This is a genomic window from Flavisphingopyxis soli, assembly GCF_007995095.1.
Taxonomy (GTDB): Bacteria; Pseudomonadota; Alphaproteobacteria; order Sphingomonadales; family Sphingomonadaceae; genus Flavisphingopyxis; species Flavisphingopyxis soli.
Window position 1 is genome coordinate 755,944 of record NZ_VOPY01000001.1, and the last position, 16,306, is coordinate 772,249.

Consider the following 16,306-nt stretch of genomic DNA (forward strand, 5'->3'; position numbering starts at 1 on the left):
AATCGTTTGAGCTATTTCGGTTAGCTGTTGAAACGATTGCGAAACGACACCGGTCTGCGAAGCCACTGCAATCACGCCCCAATCGCGAATGGCTGGATTTCGCCCGACAGATACATCGCGCGCGCCTTGGCCCGGCTCAATTTGCCCGAGCTGGTGCGCGGCAATGTCCGCGGCGGGACGAGCTCGACGATCGTCTGCATGCCGGTAATCGCGCGCACCCGGTCCTTGATCTCGGCCTGCAGGCGGGCGCGTTCGGCGTCGTCGGTGGTGCGACACTGAACGAGGATCGCGGGCGTTTCCTCGCCATTGTCGGCGGTGATCGAGAAGGCGGCGATGTCGCCGGCCTTGAACGCGGGCAATTGCTCGACCGCCCATTCGATATCCTGCGGCCAGTAGTTCTTGCCGTTGATGATGATCATGTCCTTGGCGCGGCCGACGATGTAGAGATAGTCGTCCTTGAGATAGCCCATGTCGCCGGTGTCGAGCCAGCCGTCGACGAGGCACGCCCCGGTCGATTCGGGGTCGCGGAAATAGCCCGCCATGACCGACGGGCCCTTGCACCAGACCTTGCCGATCGCGCCGTCGTCGAGCGGGGCATCGTCGGCGCCGCGAATTGCGATCGCCATGTCCTTGACCGCCTTGCCGCAGTTGACGATCGCGCGCTGGCGCGGCCGCTGTCCGGCGACGGGTTCGGCGCCCGAGAGCAGGTGTTCGTCGACCATGTCGACGCGGATGCCCTCGCCCGGCGGCATGATCGAAACTGCCAAGGTCGCCTCGGCAAGGCCGTAGCTCGGCAGGAAGGCATGGCCGTCGAACCCGTCGGCGGCGAAGGCGACGGTGAAGGCGCGCATGACGTCGGGACGGATCATGTCGGCGCCATTGCCCGCAACGCGCCAGCGCGCGAGGTCGAAACGGTGCTTGGCCTTCATCTGCGTCGACATGCGCCGTGCGCAGATGTCATAGCCGAAGGTCGGCGAATAGGAGAGCGTCGTGCCCTGGTTGCGGCTGATGAGGTCGAGCCAGGCGAGCGGCCGGCGCGCGAAATCCTCGGTCTTCAGATAATCGGTCGAAACCTGGTTGGCGACCGGCGAGAGCAGGCAGCCGACCAGCCCCATATCGTGATACCACGGCAGCCACGAGACGACGCGGTCGCTGTCCTGCAGCTCGATGCCGTGCGAATGCGCCGACAGGTTGTTGAGCAGCGCGGCGTGAGTAATCGCGACGCCGTGCGGGAAACGCGTCGAGCCGCTCGAATATTGCAGATAGCAGATTTCGTCGTGGCGCTGTTCGGGCAGCGGGGCTTCGCTCACCGTGCGCGCGGCGAAATCGTCCCAGTCGATACCTTCGACTTTGCATTTGTCGGCGGCGGCGGCGGCCATTTCGGCGAGCTCTGGCGGGTAGAACAGGACGCTGGGGTCGCTGCTGGCGAGCTGGACCGACAGCTGGTCGATATAATGGTCCTTGCCGCCAAACGAGGTCGGCATCGGCAGCGGCACCGGCCAGGCGCCCGCGTAGACCGCGCCGAAGAACAAGGCGGCGAATTCGGGACCCGTTTCGGCAACCAGCGCAACACGATCGCCCGGGGCGATTCCGTGCGCGACGAGGCGGTGCGCCATCGCCAGCGCGTCGTCGCGCAGCTCGGCGAAGAGATAGCTGTGGACCAAGGTCCCGCGTGGATCGTGGAAATTGAGCCCGCGGCGGCCGCGCGCAGCATAATCGAGCGCTTCGCCAAGCGTGGCGAAATCGGAAAAGCGGCGCGGCAGGTCGTCGTCGGTTGGGGTCGGCGCGAGCGCGCTCGTCGCGTTCGGCGAGAGCGTCGCGATCGGCGCGACTGCGCTTCGACCGGACTGCCCGGCGGGGTTAACGGCTTGGATAGCCACCGATATTACGCTCCAGAAATTGAAAAGGTGAAAAACGATAGAGATCGCGCGCCCGAAATCGGCCGACGCTGTGCGGTAAGAGGCCGATGTCGGCCTATCCTGCTCCTGAACCCCTTTTGGTCTAAATGTATCGTTCAAACTCGGGCCCGACTGTGGCACAATTATGTTGCGTGACCAATAGACGAGAGAAAACACCCCCGAAACCGCTCGATTCCGCGAGCTTGCGCGAGCTTGCCTTCAGCTATGTCGCGCGCTTCGCGACGACGCGCGCGAGGCTGGGGACCTATTTGGGGCGAAAATTGCGCGAACGCGGCTGGAATGACACCCAGCCTGCCGATCCTGCCGCGCTCGTCGCCCAGATGGCCGATCGCGGCTATATCGACGATGCCGGCTATGCGACGATGAAGGCGGGATCGCTGCTGAGACGAGGCTATGGCAAGCGGCGCGTCGCCAACATGTATTATGCCGACGGAATCGAGGAAGGCGATCGCCGCGAGGCCGACGAACTGTGCGAGGCCGAGCGAATCAGTGCGATCGTCGCGCTCGCCCGGCGGCGGCATTTCGGACCCTTTGCCGACAGCGCGCCCGACGACAAGCTGCGCCAGCGCCAGCTGGCCACGCTGATCCGGGCGGGGCATGAGTTCGGCCTGGCGAAAAGATTGCTCGACCTCGCCCGCGAAGGCGACGAGACACGTGTGGCGCAAAGGCTGATGGAAGGATGACGATGAAAGCAATCAACGGGCGGACGCCCTTTTGCTGGGTGCTGGCACTGGCGATACTGCCGCTGCCGCTGGCGGCGTGCGGTTCGACTGGCGGCAATGCCGAGGCGGTCACCAGCGAGGCGGGTCTCAAGGTGATTCCGGTGACGGTCACGCAGAACGGCAAGGCGCACGTGTTTTCGACCGAGGTTGCGGGGACCCCCGAGGAGCAGGAGCAGGGGCTGATGTACCGCAAGGCGCTGGCGCCCGACGCGGCGATGCTGTTTCCCTTTCCCCAGCCCAAATACGCCAGCTTCTGGATGAAGAACACGCTGATCCCGCTCGACATCGTCTATGTCCGCAGCGACGGGACGATCGACAAGATCGCCGAGAATACGGTGCCGATGTCAGAGGTCCCCGTCGCCAGCGGCGGCGAGGTCGCGGCGGTCCTCGAATTGGCGGGCGGCACCGCCGAACGGCTGGGAATCGATGAAGGTGCGACGGTCAGCTGGACGTTGCCGACGCCGTGAGCGCGGCTTTTCGGTTGCGAGCAGGACGACAGTGGCGCTAAACGCCGCGCCATGAGCTTCCTCGGCAAGATATTCACCTGGTGGGACGGCGCCACGATCGGCACCGCGCTAAATAGCTGGCGATTCGGCAACAAGGTTGGCGAAGACGTCGCGGGCAACACCTATTTCATGGCCAAAGACGGCAAGCGCCGCTGGGTGATCTATGCCGGCGCCAACGATGCCAGCCAGATCCCGCCCGAATGGCATGGCTGGATCCACGGGACCTTTGACGAGGTGCCCGAAAGCTTCCTGCCGCCGCCGCATATCTGGGAAAAGCCGCCGACCGGCAATCTGACCGGCACGCCGCGCGCCTATCGTCCGCAGGGTGCGCTCGAAGCGGGCGGCGTGCGTGCCGCGGCGACCGGCGACTATGAAGCCTGGTCGCCCGAGGGCTGAATGCGCGCGCCCGAGATGTTCCGGTTTGCGGTCACCGCGTCGATCGCGCTGATGCTGGTTTCGGCATGTAGCGGCGGCGACCTGCCCGACCAGAAGAAGGGTGGATCCGAAGTCCCCGAATCGCTGCGCGATGCCAAGCTGGCGCAGGCGGCGACCCCGATTCCCGGCGTCACGCCGATGGCCGAACGCACCGCGGTGCTCGGCCTGCTCAACAAGCGCAACGGGCTGACGCAGGACATCGAATTGAAGCCCGGTGAGGCGCGGCGGATCGACAAGGTCGTCATCCAGCTGCGCGCGTGCGAGACGACGCCGCCCTGGGAAACGCCCGCCGAGACCGGTGCTTTCGTGCGGCTGTTCGTCGCTGGTGCCGACAGCAAGATGACGCGCGTCTTTTCGGGATGGCTGTTCCAGAAACGCCCCGAGCGCAACGTCATCGAGCACCCGATCTACGACGTTTACGTCAAGAGCTGCACGATGCGCTTCCCGGGCGTTGCCGCCGAGCCTTCGACTGACGCCGCCAAGCCCGCGGCCAAATCGTCGAACACGGCAAACTCCGCCGCGGCGAACGGCGGTGCTGGCGGCAGCGACGCGCCCGCGGGAACCGATTCGGCGCCCGACACCGCGCAATAAAGTCGCTGGCGATAGGTTTCGCAGTCGATTTCGACTGCTCCCAGCGACGCGAGATGCGGCGTCATGAACTGGCAATCGAGCAGGGTGAAGCCGCCGACGCGCAAGCGTGCGACGAGATAGGCGAGCGCGACCTTCGACGCGTCGGTCGCGCGGCTGACCATCGATTCGCCGAAAAACGCGCCGCCGAGCGTGACCCCGTACAACCCGCCGACGAGATCGCCGCCGCGTGCCGGATCGCCGTCCCAGCATTCGATGGAGTGCGCGTGGCCGATGGCATAAAGCGCGGCGTAGCTGCGTTCGATCTCGCCGCTGATCCAGGTCGAAGGCCGGTCGGGCGCGGCTTCTGCGCATAGTGCGACGACGCGGTCGAAGGCGCGGTCGGCGGTGACAACGAAGCGATCGGCGGCGAGGGTTTTCCTGAGCGAGCGCGAGGGGCGGAAGCTGTCGAGCGGGAGGATCGCGCGGCGTTCGGGCTCGACCCAGAACACCTCGTCATCGTCGCGATCGTCGGACATCGGGAAGATGCCCATCGCATAAGCACGCAGCAACAGGTCGGGAGCGAGCGTCATCGCGCCCGCTTGCAGACTTGGGCCGGCGACCGCAATGGCGAAATCGGTACGCTAGCGGCTTGAACCCGAGCGCACACGCGGCTATGCGCCGTCGCCGCTGCAGGAGTGTAGCTCAGTTGGTAGAGCATCGGTCTCCAAAACCGAGGGCCCACGGTTCGAGTCCGTGCACTCCTGCCATTACGCCGTTGCGCACAGTCGCATGGCGGGCGTTCGCACACTTGCCTTGCAAAGGCAGGCGTCGCTCGCTAAATGGCGCGGCACGCGGACATGGGAGACTGACGCTTCCCCGGCCCCGGTATCGACCGGAGCGGGGGGCGGCGCATATCTCCAAAACGTCCGCATAACGCATTTTCAAAGGTCGCGATTACGGTGGCAAGGGTCAATCCAGGCGAATTCATCCGGCAGGTCCGGGCCGAGACGGCGAAGGTCGTCTGGCCAACGGGTCCCGACACGGTCCGTACCGCTATCATGGTGCTGATCATGACGGCGTTGCTCGGCTTGTTCTTCCTTGGCGTCGACGCTGTGTTCAGCTGGATCGTCTCGGGCCTCATCGCCCTCGCTTCCTAAAGTCACGGATAAAGCACCTATGTCGCGCTGGTACATCATTCACGCCTATTCGGGTTTCGAAGGCAAGGTTCGCGATGCGATCCTGTCCGAAGCCAAGCGGCTCGGCCTCGAGCATCTGGTCGAGGACGTCGAAGTTCCGACCGAGACCGTCACCGAAGTCCGCCGCGGCAAGAAGGTCCAGTCCGAACGCAAGTTCTTCCCGGGCTATGTCCTCGCCAAGTTGGCGCTGAACGACGACGTCTATCACCTCGTCAAGAACACGCCCAAGGTCACCGGCTTCCTGGGATCGAGCGGCAAGCCGATCCCGATCACCGAAGCCGAAGCGGCGCGCATCCTCGATTCGAAGGAAGAGGCCGCGGCCAAGCCCAAGACGCAGATCCGTGTCGATTACGAAATCGGCGACCAGGTCAAGGTGCTCGACGGTCCGTTCGCCAGCTTCAACGGCGTCGTCGAGGAACTCGATTTCGACAAGGCCAAGGTCAAGGTGTCGGTGTCGATTTTCGGTCGCGCCACGCCGGTCGAGCTCGATTTCGAACAGGTCGAGCTGGCCAAGTAATTTCCCGGGGCCTCGGCCCCGCGAAGCGCTCCCTCGGGAGCATCCGTGCGGGAGGATGGGGTGATGCCCGTCTGTTTGACCGCTTAACATGATGGGCCGCCGCCAAGGCTATGGCCCAGACAGTGAGAAAGGAGCCATTTCATGGCGAAGAAAATTACCGGCTATATCAAGCTGCAGGTACCCGCGGGGACGGCCAACCCGTCGCCACCGATCGGCCCGGCATTGGGCCAGCGCGGCGTCAACATCATGGAATTCTGCAAGGCGTTCAACGCCGCGACGCAGGACCTTGAAAAGAACATGCCGATCCCGACCACGATCACCGTGTTCGCCGATCGCAGCTTCACCTTCACGACCAAGTCGCCCCCGGCGAGCTTCCTGATCAAGAAAGCCGCCAAGCTGAAATCGGGTTCGAAGGAGCCCGGCAAGATTTCGGCCGGAACGATCAAGCGTTCGCAGCTCAGCGAAATCGCCGAGCAGAAGATGGCTGATCTCAACGCCAACAATATCGAACAGGCAACGAAGATCATCGAAGGCAGCGCCCGTTCGATGGGCCTCGAAGTGGTGGAGGGCTAAGATCATGGCAAAGCAGACCAAGAAGCAGCAGATCGTCGCCAAGCTCGACGCCGAAAAGCTCTATGACGTTGCCGAGGCGATCAAGACGCTCAAGGAACATGCCTCGAAGAAGTTCGACGAGACGATCGAGGTCGCAATGAACCTCGGCGTCGATCCGCGCCACGCCGACCAGATGGTCCGCGGCGTCGTCACGCTGCCTTCGGGCACCGGCAAGGACGTCAAGGTTGCCGTCTTCGCCCGCGGCGACAAGGCCGACGAGGCCAAGGCCGCTGGTGCCGACGTCGTCGGTGCCGAGGACCTGATGGAAGCCATGCAGAATGGCGACCTCGATTACGGCCGCGTCATCGCGACGCCCGACATGATGGGTGTCGTCGGTCGGCTCGGTAAGGTCCTGGGTCCCAAGGGCCTGATGCCGAACCCGAAGCTCGGCACGGTGACCCCCAATGTCGCGCAAGCGGTCAAGGACGCCAAGGGCGGCCAGATCGAATTCCGCGTCGAAAAGCAGGGTATCGTCCACGCCGGCATCGGCAAGGCGAGCTTCTCCGACGCCGACATCAAGAAGAACGCCGAGGCATTCTTCGACGCGATCGCCAAGGCCAAGCCGGCTGGCTCGAAGGGCCGCTACATCCGCAAGGTCACGCTGACTTCGTCGATGGGTCCCGGCCTCAAGATCGACACCGCGGGCATCGCGGGCGCGTAAAACTTTTCGTCCAGGCTGCGGCTTGGACGCATGAGACATGAAGGGCCGGGGGTGCGAACCTCCGGCCCTTTTTTGGCGATTATATGCTTGATGTAGGAGCGACCCGTGACATCATCATGCAGGACAGGCAGGTGCTTAATGAGGTTGAGTATTTTGAGATTAGCCCTGAGCTTCTAGTGGCCGGTTCACCTGCGCTTGCAGATTTGTCGGAACTCTCTTTAGCTGAGGTGGCCACACTGGCTTTATAAGAGATGCTTGGTAGGCTTTAATCATGTTCCCGAGGCCGTCACCGTCTGCGCCAAGTGCTTTCTGAATAGCTGCGCTGTAACCGATCAGACTGTGAAGATGGGTGATGAAAACGCGCAGGTCTTTGCTCTCGAAGGTAGGGTTGAAAATCCGAGCCTTTCCCTTTCCGTCCACCGAAAGGATGCGAGCTACGCGTTCGCCGTTATGGATCTCAGTCGCGTAGATGCCGTGGATGTAGAAATTCCGGTATCCCAGTAATAGCACAAATCCTTTGCATAAATGCTGGAGGTGTGGCGCAATCTCTTTTAATTCATCGAGTCGGCTACCGGCCTCAATCGCCTGCGTAAGCGAGCGGTTCCCCATCTCAGCGGAAACAGCGAGACTGACATAGGATTGCCCAAGCAGCAGCTGTACTATTTGCTTCAAGCTGGCCTCAGCCTGGTTCCAGAATATAATGGCTGACATAAATTGTTCAGCCAGATCACTAGGACGCCAAGGGGGCTTCACACGGTAATTAAAAGATATGTCCATAGCTGACACCGATAAAAAAGAGGCGGACGAGGTTCTAAAGCAGATACTGGCGACCCCGACTGCTTCCCACAAGTATCCTTGACCCGGACTGCAAAACCGTAAATCTGCTCCTCGATATGGCGAGAAAAGAAAAGCGTCTTGAGGCGATGCGGCGGAATCCCGATGGTTGGACTATCGAGAACGTAGGCTCATTGTGCCGCAGCTTTGGAATAGACTTCGCAAAGCCGAGTGGCGGGTCTCACTACGGTATTGCCCACCCCTCTCAAGAGCACCATCTTACGGTGCCGCGTGACAGGCCGATTAAGAGGATATACATTAAGCGTCTCGTAGAGTTCGTCGATGCCGTTCTCGCGGCTGAAGACGGCGATGAAACTGAGGAGGTTAGCGATGCACGTTAGCGATTATCAGGTGGTGATAGAACGCCTCTCCGACGAAGACGGCGGGGGTTATCTTGCCACCGTTCCGGCACTGCCGGGCTGCATGGCAGATGGCGAAACCCGCCAGGAGGCTTTGGAGCGCGTTGAAGGCGCCATGCTGACATGGGCTTTCATGGCCGAACGCATGGGTCGAACGATTCCTGCACCAGCGAAGCTTTCCGCTTAATCAGGCCAACGCTTTCGGCCGATAGGTCGGGCGCTTGCTGCCTCCGCAGTCTCGTCTTCCCCCTGACGACGCTTTCATGCACTGTTGACTCACCCACCCAATCCGCTAGAGCGCCCTCGCACCGGCGGGCTTGCCCGTCGGTACCGTCCGAGACAGTTGCTGGAGGTTTCCTCCTTAATTTGCAGCCAAGACGGGGTAGCGTTTCAGGTGGGTTCGCCCGCCGCGTCGGTTGACGATGGGCCTGATGGTCCGCTCGACCGGCCTTACTCTCCCCTTTGGACGTGATGGCTGGGCCGTTGGCCCATGCCTTCGCGCGTCATGTCGCCCAGGCGGCGTGACGGATTGAGTAGCTGCATCGGGTCTGCCCGGTGCAAGATGGGAGCATATTATGGATCGTACCGAGAAGAAGGCGGCGGTTGCCGCGCTCGGCGAGACGTTCGCCTCCGCCGGCGTGGTTGTGGTTACCCGCAACCTCGGCCTGACGGTGGCGCAGTCGACCGACCTCAGGGCGAAAGTCCGCGAGGCCGGTGCGCAGTTCCGCGTGTCGAAGAACAAGCTGGCCAAGATCGCCATCGAAGGCACCGATTATGCAGGTCTTGCCGACCTGTTGACCGGTCCCGTCGCACTGGCGAGCTCGGAAGACCCCGTGGCTGCCGCCAAGGCTGCCGTGGACTTCGCCAAGTCGAACGACAAGCTCGAGATCGTCGGCGGCGCCATGGGTGCCAAGATGCTCGACGCCGATGGCGTCAAGGCGCTGGCATCGCTGCCAAGCCTCGACGAACTGCGCGCGAAACTCGTCGGCCTCATGCAGGCGCCGGCGACCAAGCTCGCACAGATCAGCGCGGCTCCGGCCGGTCAGCTGGCACGCGTGTTCGGCGCCTATGCCGCCAAGGACGCGGCATAAGTCTTTCGTACTTTAACAACCCTTTGAAACGTTTAGAAATTGGAGTGAATTATAATGGCTGATTTGGAAAAGATCGTCGACCAGCTTTCGGCTCTCACCGTGATGGAAGCTGCTGACCTGTCGAAGATGCTCGAAGAGAAGTGGGGCGTTTCGGCTGCCGCTGCTGTCGCCGCTCCGGCTGCTGCCGCTGCTGCCGGTCCTGCTGCTGAAGAGCAGACCGAATTCGACGTGATCCTAACCGGCGACGGTGGCAAGAAGATCAACGTCATCAAGGAAGTCCGCGCGATCACGCAGCTGGGCCTCGGCGAAGCCAAGGCGCTCGTCGAAGGCGCGCCCAAGGCGATCAAGGAAGGCGTCAACAAGGCCGAAGCCGAAGAGATCAAGAAGAAGATCGAAGAAGCCGGCGGCACCGTTGAGCTTAAGTAAGATTGGGTTCGCTCAATTAAGCATCACGAGTTTTGCGGGTGTCTTGAAGCACTCGTGAATGGGAAGGGGTGGTCCGGCAACGGATCGCCCCTTTTTCGTTGTGGCTCGCACCCAAACAAAAAAGGCCGCCCCGATGGGCGGCCTTTTCGTTGGAGGGCGATGCGATCAGGCGAGCGCGGGGCGCATGCCGCCGAAGCCTGCCGCGCCCGCGCCTTCGCGCTTGTCGAGGAAGCGGGCGCGCGCGAGGCGCTTGCGCAACGTGAGGAAGGGATTGTCGGGCGTCGGGCCACGCATGGCGCGCTCGACATGGCTGCCCGCAATCGCGGGACGGGCCGTCGGCGCGCGCACCAGGGCGGGAGTGACCGGCGCTGCCGCTGCTGCATAAACGGGGGCAGCGGGCTGGGCGACAGGCTGGGCACGGCGTGCGGGCTCATAGCCCTGTTCGGCGGGCAGCGCCTCGTCCGAGCGACGGCGACGCAGCGCAAAGGCGAGTCCGCCGATGCCGAGCAGGCCCAGGCCGATCAATCCGCCGGTAACGAGCGCGTTGTCGTTGGTCGAGATCGTCTGCTGCGGCGCTGCTTCGGGGGCAGGCGTCACGGTGTCGCTGGCCAGCGGTGCAGGGGCGACAGCTTCGACCGGTAGCTCGGCGGCGACGGGTACGATCGTCTCATCGGCAGCGCTGGGTGTGGTGGCAGTGCTGCGCGGCGTCACGGGTGCGGCACGAGGCGCGGCCGTGCTGGCGACCTGCTTGGCACGCGGAGCCGGGGTTGCGGCCGCGTCGGCGATAGCCGCATCGGCGATCTGGCGCAGCGCTTCGGGTGCAATCGTCGAACGCGGAGCGGGCGCAGGCGCGGTGGTCGCGACAGGTTTGGTCGCGACGGGTTCGGTCATGATGACCGGTTGCGCAACGGGGGCCGGGGCGGGCGCCGACATGGCGGGCGGCGTGCCGGCATCGGCCGGAACGGTCTGGGCCGCGACGGCGAGAGGGGTCGATGCGAGGACAGCGGCAATCGCGGTCATCGCGGGGCGAAAGTGGGTGTGGTTCTTGGTCATAGTCCATCCTCAACCCCCCAATCGGACGGTCGGGTGCGGCCGACGCGACGATCCGTTGGCAAACGGCGACGAAGCGAAAACTGTCTGAAAAACCTAGGGTTTTCAGGGCGGGCAGAGGGCTAATGCGTTGTTATTATACGATATTCGTCAATCGAAATCCCGGTCAATGGAATCGCCGATTAGGCCCGATTTGCGCACCTCAGGGCAGTTTGATCACCAGCCGCGCGCCCATCATGTCGAGGCCCGGATTCTGTTGCCAGTTGAACAACCGGGCATGGCTGATGTGGACCCAGCTCGCCTCGAGCGCGACGTGCGGCGACAGGTTGGCACCAATCGCAATTTCCGGGACGAACAGCACGGGACTGCCGAGATCGGTCCGACGTCCGGTCGTATCATAGCGTTCGGACGGGCCGTCCTGGACCGCAAGGCCGATGCCGGGACGCGCGTAGATCGGCCCATTGCCGAATTTCCAGCCAAAGCCGCCGGCGATGAAGTCGGTATCACCCGCGGTGTTGACCGACGCCATGGCATATGGTGCGGGATGGCCGAGGAAGCCGAGATCTACGGGCTTAAAGCGATAGCCCGCCATGATGTCTGTGCCGCCTTCGCCGGTGTAGAGGGTGAAGGGGGTATCGACGCCGTGAACATATGCGCCGACGAATGCTTCCTGCGCCGCGGCCGGCGCGGCGAGACCAATACAGGCGCTGGCGATCACGACTAACGATCTGCTGTTCATCAGGGATTCTCCACTATCGGGGCGGCAAAAGCGACCATTGCCGCAAAGCCTTTTACCGTGAGATGAACCCAGAGCGATAAACTATTCGCCGGGCAGGCGTTTTCTTTATTCGTGCCGCCTTGCAACCCGCCCGCGCGCTTGACGCTGCGGCGCACAAATCCTATATCGCTGCCAACGCCACCCCGTTCGGGCCGGGCACCGCCGTCGCGCAGCAGTGCTCATGAATAGATCGGGATCAGGCTTCAAATAGCGTGAAAGCTGCAGGTTCGCCCCGGAAATCGGGGTCGTGAGCCATGCGGCTTTTCGCGTTTGTGCATGCGCAAAAGCTATCCGACCGCGAGTCGAACGACGACTGCGGCGACCCGAATCGAACCCAGAAGGGCTTTATATTCCATGGCTTCCAAGGCTCCGGCGAAACCCAAGGCGAAACCTGCGGCGAAGAAGACCGCTTCGCGCAAGATCATCAAAACGCTCGATGCGACCGCCAAGCGTCGCATCCGCAAGATGTTCGGCAACATCCACGAAGTCGTGGAAATGCCCAATCTGATCGAGGTCCAGCGCGAGAGCTATGAGCAGTTCCTGCGGTCCGATCCGTCGATCGATTACGTCTCGGGCCTGGAAAAGACGCTGCGCGGCGTCTTCCCGATCCGCGATTTCGCCGGCACCGCCGAGATGGATTTCGTCCATTACGAGCTCGAAGATCCCAAGTTCGATACCGAGGAATGCCGCCAGCGCGGGATTACCTATGCCGCGCCGATGCGCGTCACGCTGCGCCTGATCGTCTTTGAAGTCGACACCGAGACCGAAACCCGGTCGGTGCTCGATATCAAGGAGCAGGACGTCTACATGGGCGACATGCCGCTGATGACGCACAACGGCACCTTCATCATCAACGGCACCGAGCGCGTCATCGTTTCGCAGATGCACCGCAGCCCGGGCGTGTTGTTCGACCACGATCGCGGCAAGACGCACGCATCGGGCAAGTTCCTGTTCGCCGCGCGCGTCATTCCGTATCGCGGTTCGTGGCTCGATTTCGAATTCGACGCCAAGGACATCGTCAACGTCCGGATCGATCGCAAGCGCAAGCTGCCCGTCACTGCGCTGCTCCAGGCGCTCGAGATGGACGACGAGGAAATCCTCGGCACGTTCTACAACATCATCACCTATGAGCGCGGCAAGGACGGCTGGAAAATCCCGTTCGCGAGCGAAAACTGGCGTGGCCAGAAGCCGCAGTTCGACATCGTCGACGCGGCCTCGGGCGAAGTCGTCTTCGCTGCGGGTCAGAAGATCACGCCGCGCGCCGCGACCAAGGCGGTCAAGGACGGCCTCAAGGAACTGCTGATCCCGACCGAGGAAATCTTCGGCCGCTATTCGGCGCACGACCTGGTCAACGACAAGACCGGCGAGATCTACATCGAGGCGGGCGACGAAGTTACGCCTGAAAACCTCGAGAAGCTCGACAACGCCAAGATCAAGAACCTCGACCTGCTCGACATCGATCACGTCACGACGGGGCCGTGGATCCGCAACACGCTGAAGGCCGACAAGGCCGAGGATCGCGACCAGGCATTGTCCGACATCTACCGCGTCATGCGCCCCGGCGAACCGCCGACGCGCGAGACCGCCGATGCGCTGTTCAACGGCCTGTTCTTCGATCCCGAGCGCTACGACCTTTCGGCGGTCGGCCGCGTCAAGCTCAACATGCGCCTCGAACTCGATGCCGCTGACGACGTCACGACGCTGCGCAAGGAAGACATCCTCGCGGTGGTCCAGGAGCTCGTCAATCTGAAGGACGGCAAGGGCGACATCGATGACATCGATAACCTCGGCAACCGGCGCGTGCGCTCGGTCGGCGAGCTGCTCGAGAACCAGTATCGCATCGGCCTGTTGCGCATGGAGCGTGCGGTCAAGGAACGGATGAGCAGCGTCGACGTGTCGACCGTGATGCCCAACGACCTGATCAACGCCAAGCCGGCGGTTGCCGCGGTCCGCGAATTCTTCGGCTCGTCGCAGCTGTCGCAGTTCATGGATCAGACCAACCCGCTGTCCGAAGTGACGCACAAGCGTCGCGTTTCGGCCTTGGGCCCAGGCGGTCTGACGCGTGAACGCGCGGGCTTCGAAGTCCGCGACGTTCACCCGACGCATTATGGCCGCATCTGCCCGATCGAGACGCCTGAAGGCCCGAACATCGGCCTGATCAACTCGCTCGCATCGTTCAGCCGCGTCAACAAGTACGGTTTCATCGAGACGCCGTACCGCAAGGTGATCGACAACAAGGTGACCGAAGACGTCGTCTATCTGTCGGCAATGGAAGAGCAGAAGCATACTGTTGCCCAGGCGAACGCCGAACTGACCAAGGATAATACCTTTGTCGAAGAGCTCGTTTCGGCCCGCGAAAGCGGTGAATTCGTCATGGCGCCGCGCGATACCGTGACGCTGATGGACGTCAGCCCCAAGCAGCTGGTTTCGGTTGCCGCATCGCTGATCCCGTTCCTCGAAAACGATGACGCCAACCGCGCATTGATGGGATCGAACATGCAGCGCCAGGCTGTGCCGCTGGTTCGTGCCGAGGCACCGTTCGTCGGTACCGGCATGGAAGAAACCGTGGCCCGCGATTCGGGCGCGGCGATTTCGGCGCGTCGCGCCGGCGTCGTCGACCAGGTCGATGCGCTGCGCATCGTCATCCGCGCAACCGGCGAGATCGAAGCCGGCCGTTCGGGCGTCGACATCTATACGCTGCAGAAATTCCAGCGTTCGAACCAGAACACCTGCATCAACCAGCGTCCGCTGGTGAAGGTCGGCGATCTGGTCAACGAAGGCGACATCATCGCCGATGGCCCGTCGACCGAGTTCGGCGAGCTCGCGCTCGGCAAGAACAGCCTCGTCGCGTTCATGCCGTGGAATGGCTACAACTACGAGGATTCGATCCTCATCTCCGAACGCATCGTCAAGGACGACGTCTTCACCTCGATCCACATCGAGGAATTCGAAGTCATGGCGCGCGACACCAAGCTCGGGCCCGAAGACATCACGCGCGACATTCCCAACGTCGGCGAGGAAGCCCTGCGCAACCTCGACGAAGCGGGCATTGTCTACATTGGTGCCGAGGTCGAACCTGGCGATATCCTTGCCGGCAAGATCACGCCCAAGGGCGAAAGCCCGATGACGCCTGAAGAAAAGCTGCTTCGCGCAATCTTCGGTGAAAAGGCTTCGGACGTTCGCGATACCTCGCTCAAGCTGCCGCCGGGCGTTGCCGGGACGGTCGTCGAGGTGCGCGTGTTCAACCGCCACGGCATCGACAAGGACGAGCGCGCGATGGCGATCGAGCGCGAGGAAATCGAGCGCCTGACCAAGGATCGCGAAGACGAACGCGCCATTCTCAACCGTGCGACGTTCAATCGCATGCGCGAAATGCTGCCCGGACAGGTCGCAACCGCGGCGCCCAAGGGCTTCAAGAAGGGCGAAGAAATCACGCTCGACGTGCTCAACGACCTCGACACCCACGAATGGTGGAAGTTCGCGGTCAAGGACGACAAGATCCAGAGCGACCTCGAAGCCGTCAAGACGCAGTATGACGATGCCGTCAAACTGATCGTCGACAAGTTCGAGGACCGCCGCGAGAAGCTCGAGCGCGGCGACGAGCTCGCCCCGGGCGTGCTCAAGATGGTCAAGGTGTTCGTCGCGGTGAAGCGCAAGCTGCAGCCGGGCGACAAGATGGCTGGCCGCCACGGCAACAAGGGTGTGATTTCGCGCATCCTGCCCGAAGAAGACATGCCGTTCCTCGAGGACGGTACGCCGGTCGACATCGTCTTGAACCCGCTGGGCGTGCCGTCGCGCATGAACGTCGGGCAGATCTTCGAAACGCATCTCGGCTGGGCCGCGCGTGGCCTCGGCCAGCAGGTGACCCGGGCGCTTGAAGCGTGGCGCGAGGCCAACCCGGATCCGAAGGCGGGCAAGCCCCCCGAGGCACTGCGGGCCGAACTCAAGCGCGTCTATGGCAGCGACTATGACGAAGAGATCGAAGAGCGGACCGACACCGAGATCGTCGAGCTGGCGTCGAACCTGAAATACGGTGTGCCGATGGCAACGCCGGTATTCGACGGCGCGCGCGAACCCGATGTCTCGGCGATGCTCAAGCTCGCCGGGCTCGACGAGAGCGGTCAGGTCGATCTTTACGACGGCCGGACGGGCGACAAGTTCGATCGCCAGGTGACGGTGGGCTATATCTACATGCTCAAGCTGCACCATCTGGTCGACGACAAGATCCACGCGCGTTCGATCGGTCCCTACAGCCTCGTTACCCAGCAGCCGCTGGGTGGTAAGGCGCAGTTCGGTGGCCAGCGCTTCGGCGAGATGGAGGTCTGGGCGCTCCAGGCCTACGGCGCCGCGTACACGTTGCAGGAAATGCTGACGGTCAAGTCGGACGATGTCGTCGGACGGACCAAGGTCTACGAGGCGATCGTCAAGGGTGACGACACGTTCGAGGCGGGCATCCCCGAAAGCTTCAACGTGCTGGTCAAGGAAATGCGCTCGCTGGGCCTCAATGTCGAACTGTCGTCGCTGACCGATGGCGACGAGGACGACGATATGGGCCAGTTGCCGCACGCCGCCGAGTAATCACGATATCAAGCCCCCCGTTGGCGGAAACGCCGCGGGGGCAAAGAGGAAT

General features: G+C 62.8%; 16 protein-coding genes, 1 tRNA gene and 1 pseudogene. 13 read left to right on the top strand and 5 right to left on the bottom strand.

Annotation, left to right across the window (positions count from 1 at the left end; all coding sequences use genetic code 11):
- Positions 1-71: 71 nt before the first annotated feature.
- Positions 72-1,823 carry a fatty acyl-AMP ligase gene (locus FSZ31_RS03645; protein ID WP_147122533.1) on the bottom strand — a complete coding sequence of 584 codons (1,752 nt, stop codon included), beginning with the start codon at positions 1,821-1,823 and terminating at the stop codon, positions 72-74.
- A 278-nt stretch (positions 1,824-2,101) separates the two neighbouring features.
- On the opposite strand from FSZ31_RS03645, the gene FSZ31_RS03650 reads away from it, so the two are divergent.
- The 4 genes and pseudogenes from FSZ31_RS03650 to FSZ31_RS12980 form a co-directional block, all read left to right on the top strand.
- Positions 2,102-2,602, top strand: coding sequence for a regulatory protein RecX (locus tag FSZ31_RS03650; RefSeq protein WP_236643646.1), 501 nt, complete (start codon positions 2,102-2,104; stop codon positions 2,600-2,602).
- Positions 2,603-2,604: 2 nt separating this feature from the next.
- The gene (locus tag FSZ31_RS03655) at positions 2,605-3,108 is read left to right on the top strand and encodes a DUF192 domain-containing protein (protein ID WP_147121670.1); all 504 of its coding nucleotides are present in this window, start codon (positions 2,605-2,607) and stop codon (positions 3,106-3,108) included.
- 51 nt (positions 3,109-3,159) lie between these two features.
- A complete protein-coding gene (locus FSZ31_RS03660) occupies positions 3,160-3,543 on the top strand; it encodes an NADH:ubiquinone oxidoreductase subunit NDUFA12 (RefSeq protein ID WP_147121671.1) in 384 nt (127 codons plus the stop codon).
- Between the two features lie 177 nt (positions 3,544-3,720).
- Positions 3,721-3,954, top strand: a pseudogene (locus FSZ31_RS12980) (DUF2155 domain-containing protein); the annotation flags it as partial.
- Positions 3,955-3,998: 44 nt separating this feature from the next.
- Here FSZ31_RS12980 and aat read toward each other — a convergent pair.
- Entirely contained in the window at positions 3,999-4,742 is a 744-nt protein-coding gene (gene aat, locus FSZ31_RS03670) for a leucyl/phenylalanyl-tRNA--protein transferase (RefSeq protein ID WP_147121672.1), read from the bottom strand.
- Positions 4,743-4,843: 101 nt separating this feature from the next.
- On the opposite strand from aat, the gene FSZ31_RS03675 reads away from it, so the two are divergent.
- From FSZ31_RS03675 to rplA, 5 genes are all read left to right on the top strand, one after another.
- Positions 4,844-4,919 (top strand) — tRNA-Trp (locus FSZ31_RS03675).
- A 192-nt stretch (positions 4,920-5,111) separates the two neighbouring features.
- The gene (gene secE / locus FSZ31_RS03680; protein ID WP_147121673.1) at positions 5,112-5,309 is read left to right on the top strand and encodes a preprotein translocase subunit SecE; all 198 of its coding nucleotides are present in this window, start codon (positions 5,112-5,114) and stop codon (positions 5,307-5,309) included.
- 19 nt (positions 5,310-5,328) lie between these two features.
- On the top strand, positions 5,329-5,865 hold the full coding sequence (gene nusG, locus FSZ31_RS03685; protein ID WP_147121674.1) for a transcription termination/antitermination protein NusG: 537 nt from the start codon (positions 5,329-5,331) through the stop codon (positions 5,863-5,865).
- 141 nt (positions 5,866-6,006) lie between these two features.
- Positions 6,007-6,438: a 50S ribosomal protein L11 gene (gene rplK, locus FSZ31_RS03690; RefSeq protein ID WP_147121675.1), complete on the top strand. Its 432-nt coding sequence runs from the start codon at positions 6,007-6,009 to the stop codon at positions 6,436-6,438.
- A 4-nt stretch (positions 6,439-6,442) separates the two neighbouring features.
- Entirely contained in the window at positions 6,443-7,138 is a 696-nt protein-coding gene (rplA, locus tag FSZ31_RS03695) for a 50S ribosomal protein L1 (protein WP_147121676.1), read from the top strand.
- Between the two features lie 159 nt (positions 7,139-7,297).
- On the opposite strand, the gene FSZ31_RS03700 is transcribed toward rplA, so the two are convergent.
- Positions 7,298-7,915, bottom strand: a complete 618-nt coding sequence (locus FSZ31_RS03700; protein WP_147121677.1) for a hypothetical protein — start codon at positions 7,913-7,915, stop codon at positions 7,298-7,300.
- A gap of 387 nt (positions 7,916-8,302) precedes the next feature.
- Here FSZ31_RS03700 and FSZ31_RS03710 point away from each other — a divergent pair, with 387 nt between their 5' ends.
- The 3 genes from FSZ31_RS03710 to rplL all read left to right on the top strand — a co-directional run bounded on the left by FSZ31_RS03710 (position 8,303) and on the right by rplL (position 9,848).
- On the top strand, positions 8,303-8,518 hold the full coding sequence (locus FSZ31_RS03710; RefSeq protein ID WP_147121679.1) for a type II toxin-antitoxin system HicB family antitoxin: 216 nt from the start codon (positions 8,303-8,305) through the stop codon (positions 8,516-8,518).
- 388 nt (positions 8,519-8,906) lie between these two features.
- On the top strand, positions 8,907-9,422 hold the full coding sequence (rplJ, locus tag FSZ31_RS03715) for a 50S ribosomal protein L10 (RefSeq protein ID WP_147121680.1): 516 nt from the start codon (positions 8,907-8,909) through the stop codon (positions 9,420-9,422).
- Between the two features lie 54 nt (positions 9,423-9,476).
- Positions 9,477-9,848: a 50S ribosomal protein L7/L12 gene (gene rplL, locus FSZ31_RS03720; RefSeq protein WP_147121681.1), complete on the top strand. Its 372-nt coding sequence runs from the start codon at positions 9,477-9,479 to the stop codon at positions 9,846-9,848.
- A 165-nt stretch (positions 9,849-10,013) separates the two neighbouring features.
- On the opposite strand, the gene FSZ31_RS03725 is transcribed toward rplL, so the two are convergent.
- Entirely contained in the window at positions 10,014-10,901 is an 888-nt protein-coding gene (locus FSZ31_RS03725) for a hypothetical protein (RefSeq protein WP_147121682.1), read from the bottom strand.
- A 199-nt stretch (positions 10,902-11,100) separates the two neighbouring features.
- Entirely contained in the window at positions 11,101-11,637 is a 537-nt protein-coding gene (locus FSZ31_RS03730; protein WP_147121683.1) for an acyloxyacyl hydrolase, read from the bottom strand.
- A 393-nt stretch (positions 11,638-12,030) separates the two neighbouring features.
- Here FSZ31_RS03730 and rpoB point away from each other — a divergent pair, with 393 nt between their 5' ends.
- Complete coding sequence (rpoB, locus tag FSZ31_RS03735; protein ID WP_147121684.1) at positions 12,031-16,254, top strand: DNA-directed RNA polymerase subunit beta; 4,224 nt, start codon at positions 12,031-12,033, stop codon at positions 16,252-16,254.
- The last annotated feature ends 52 nt before the right edge of the window (positions 16,255-16,306 follow it).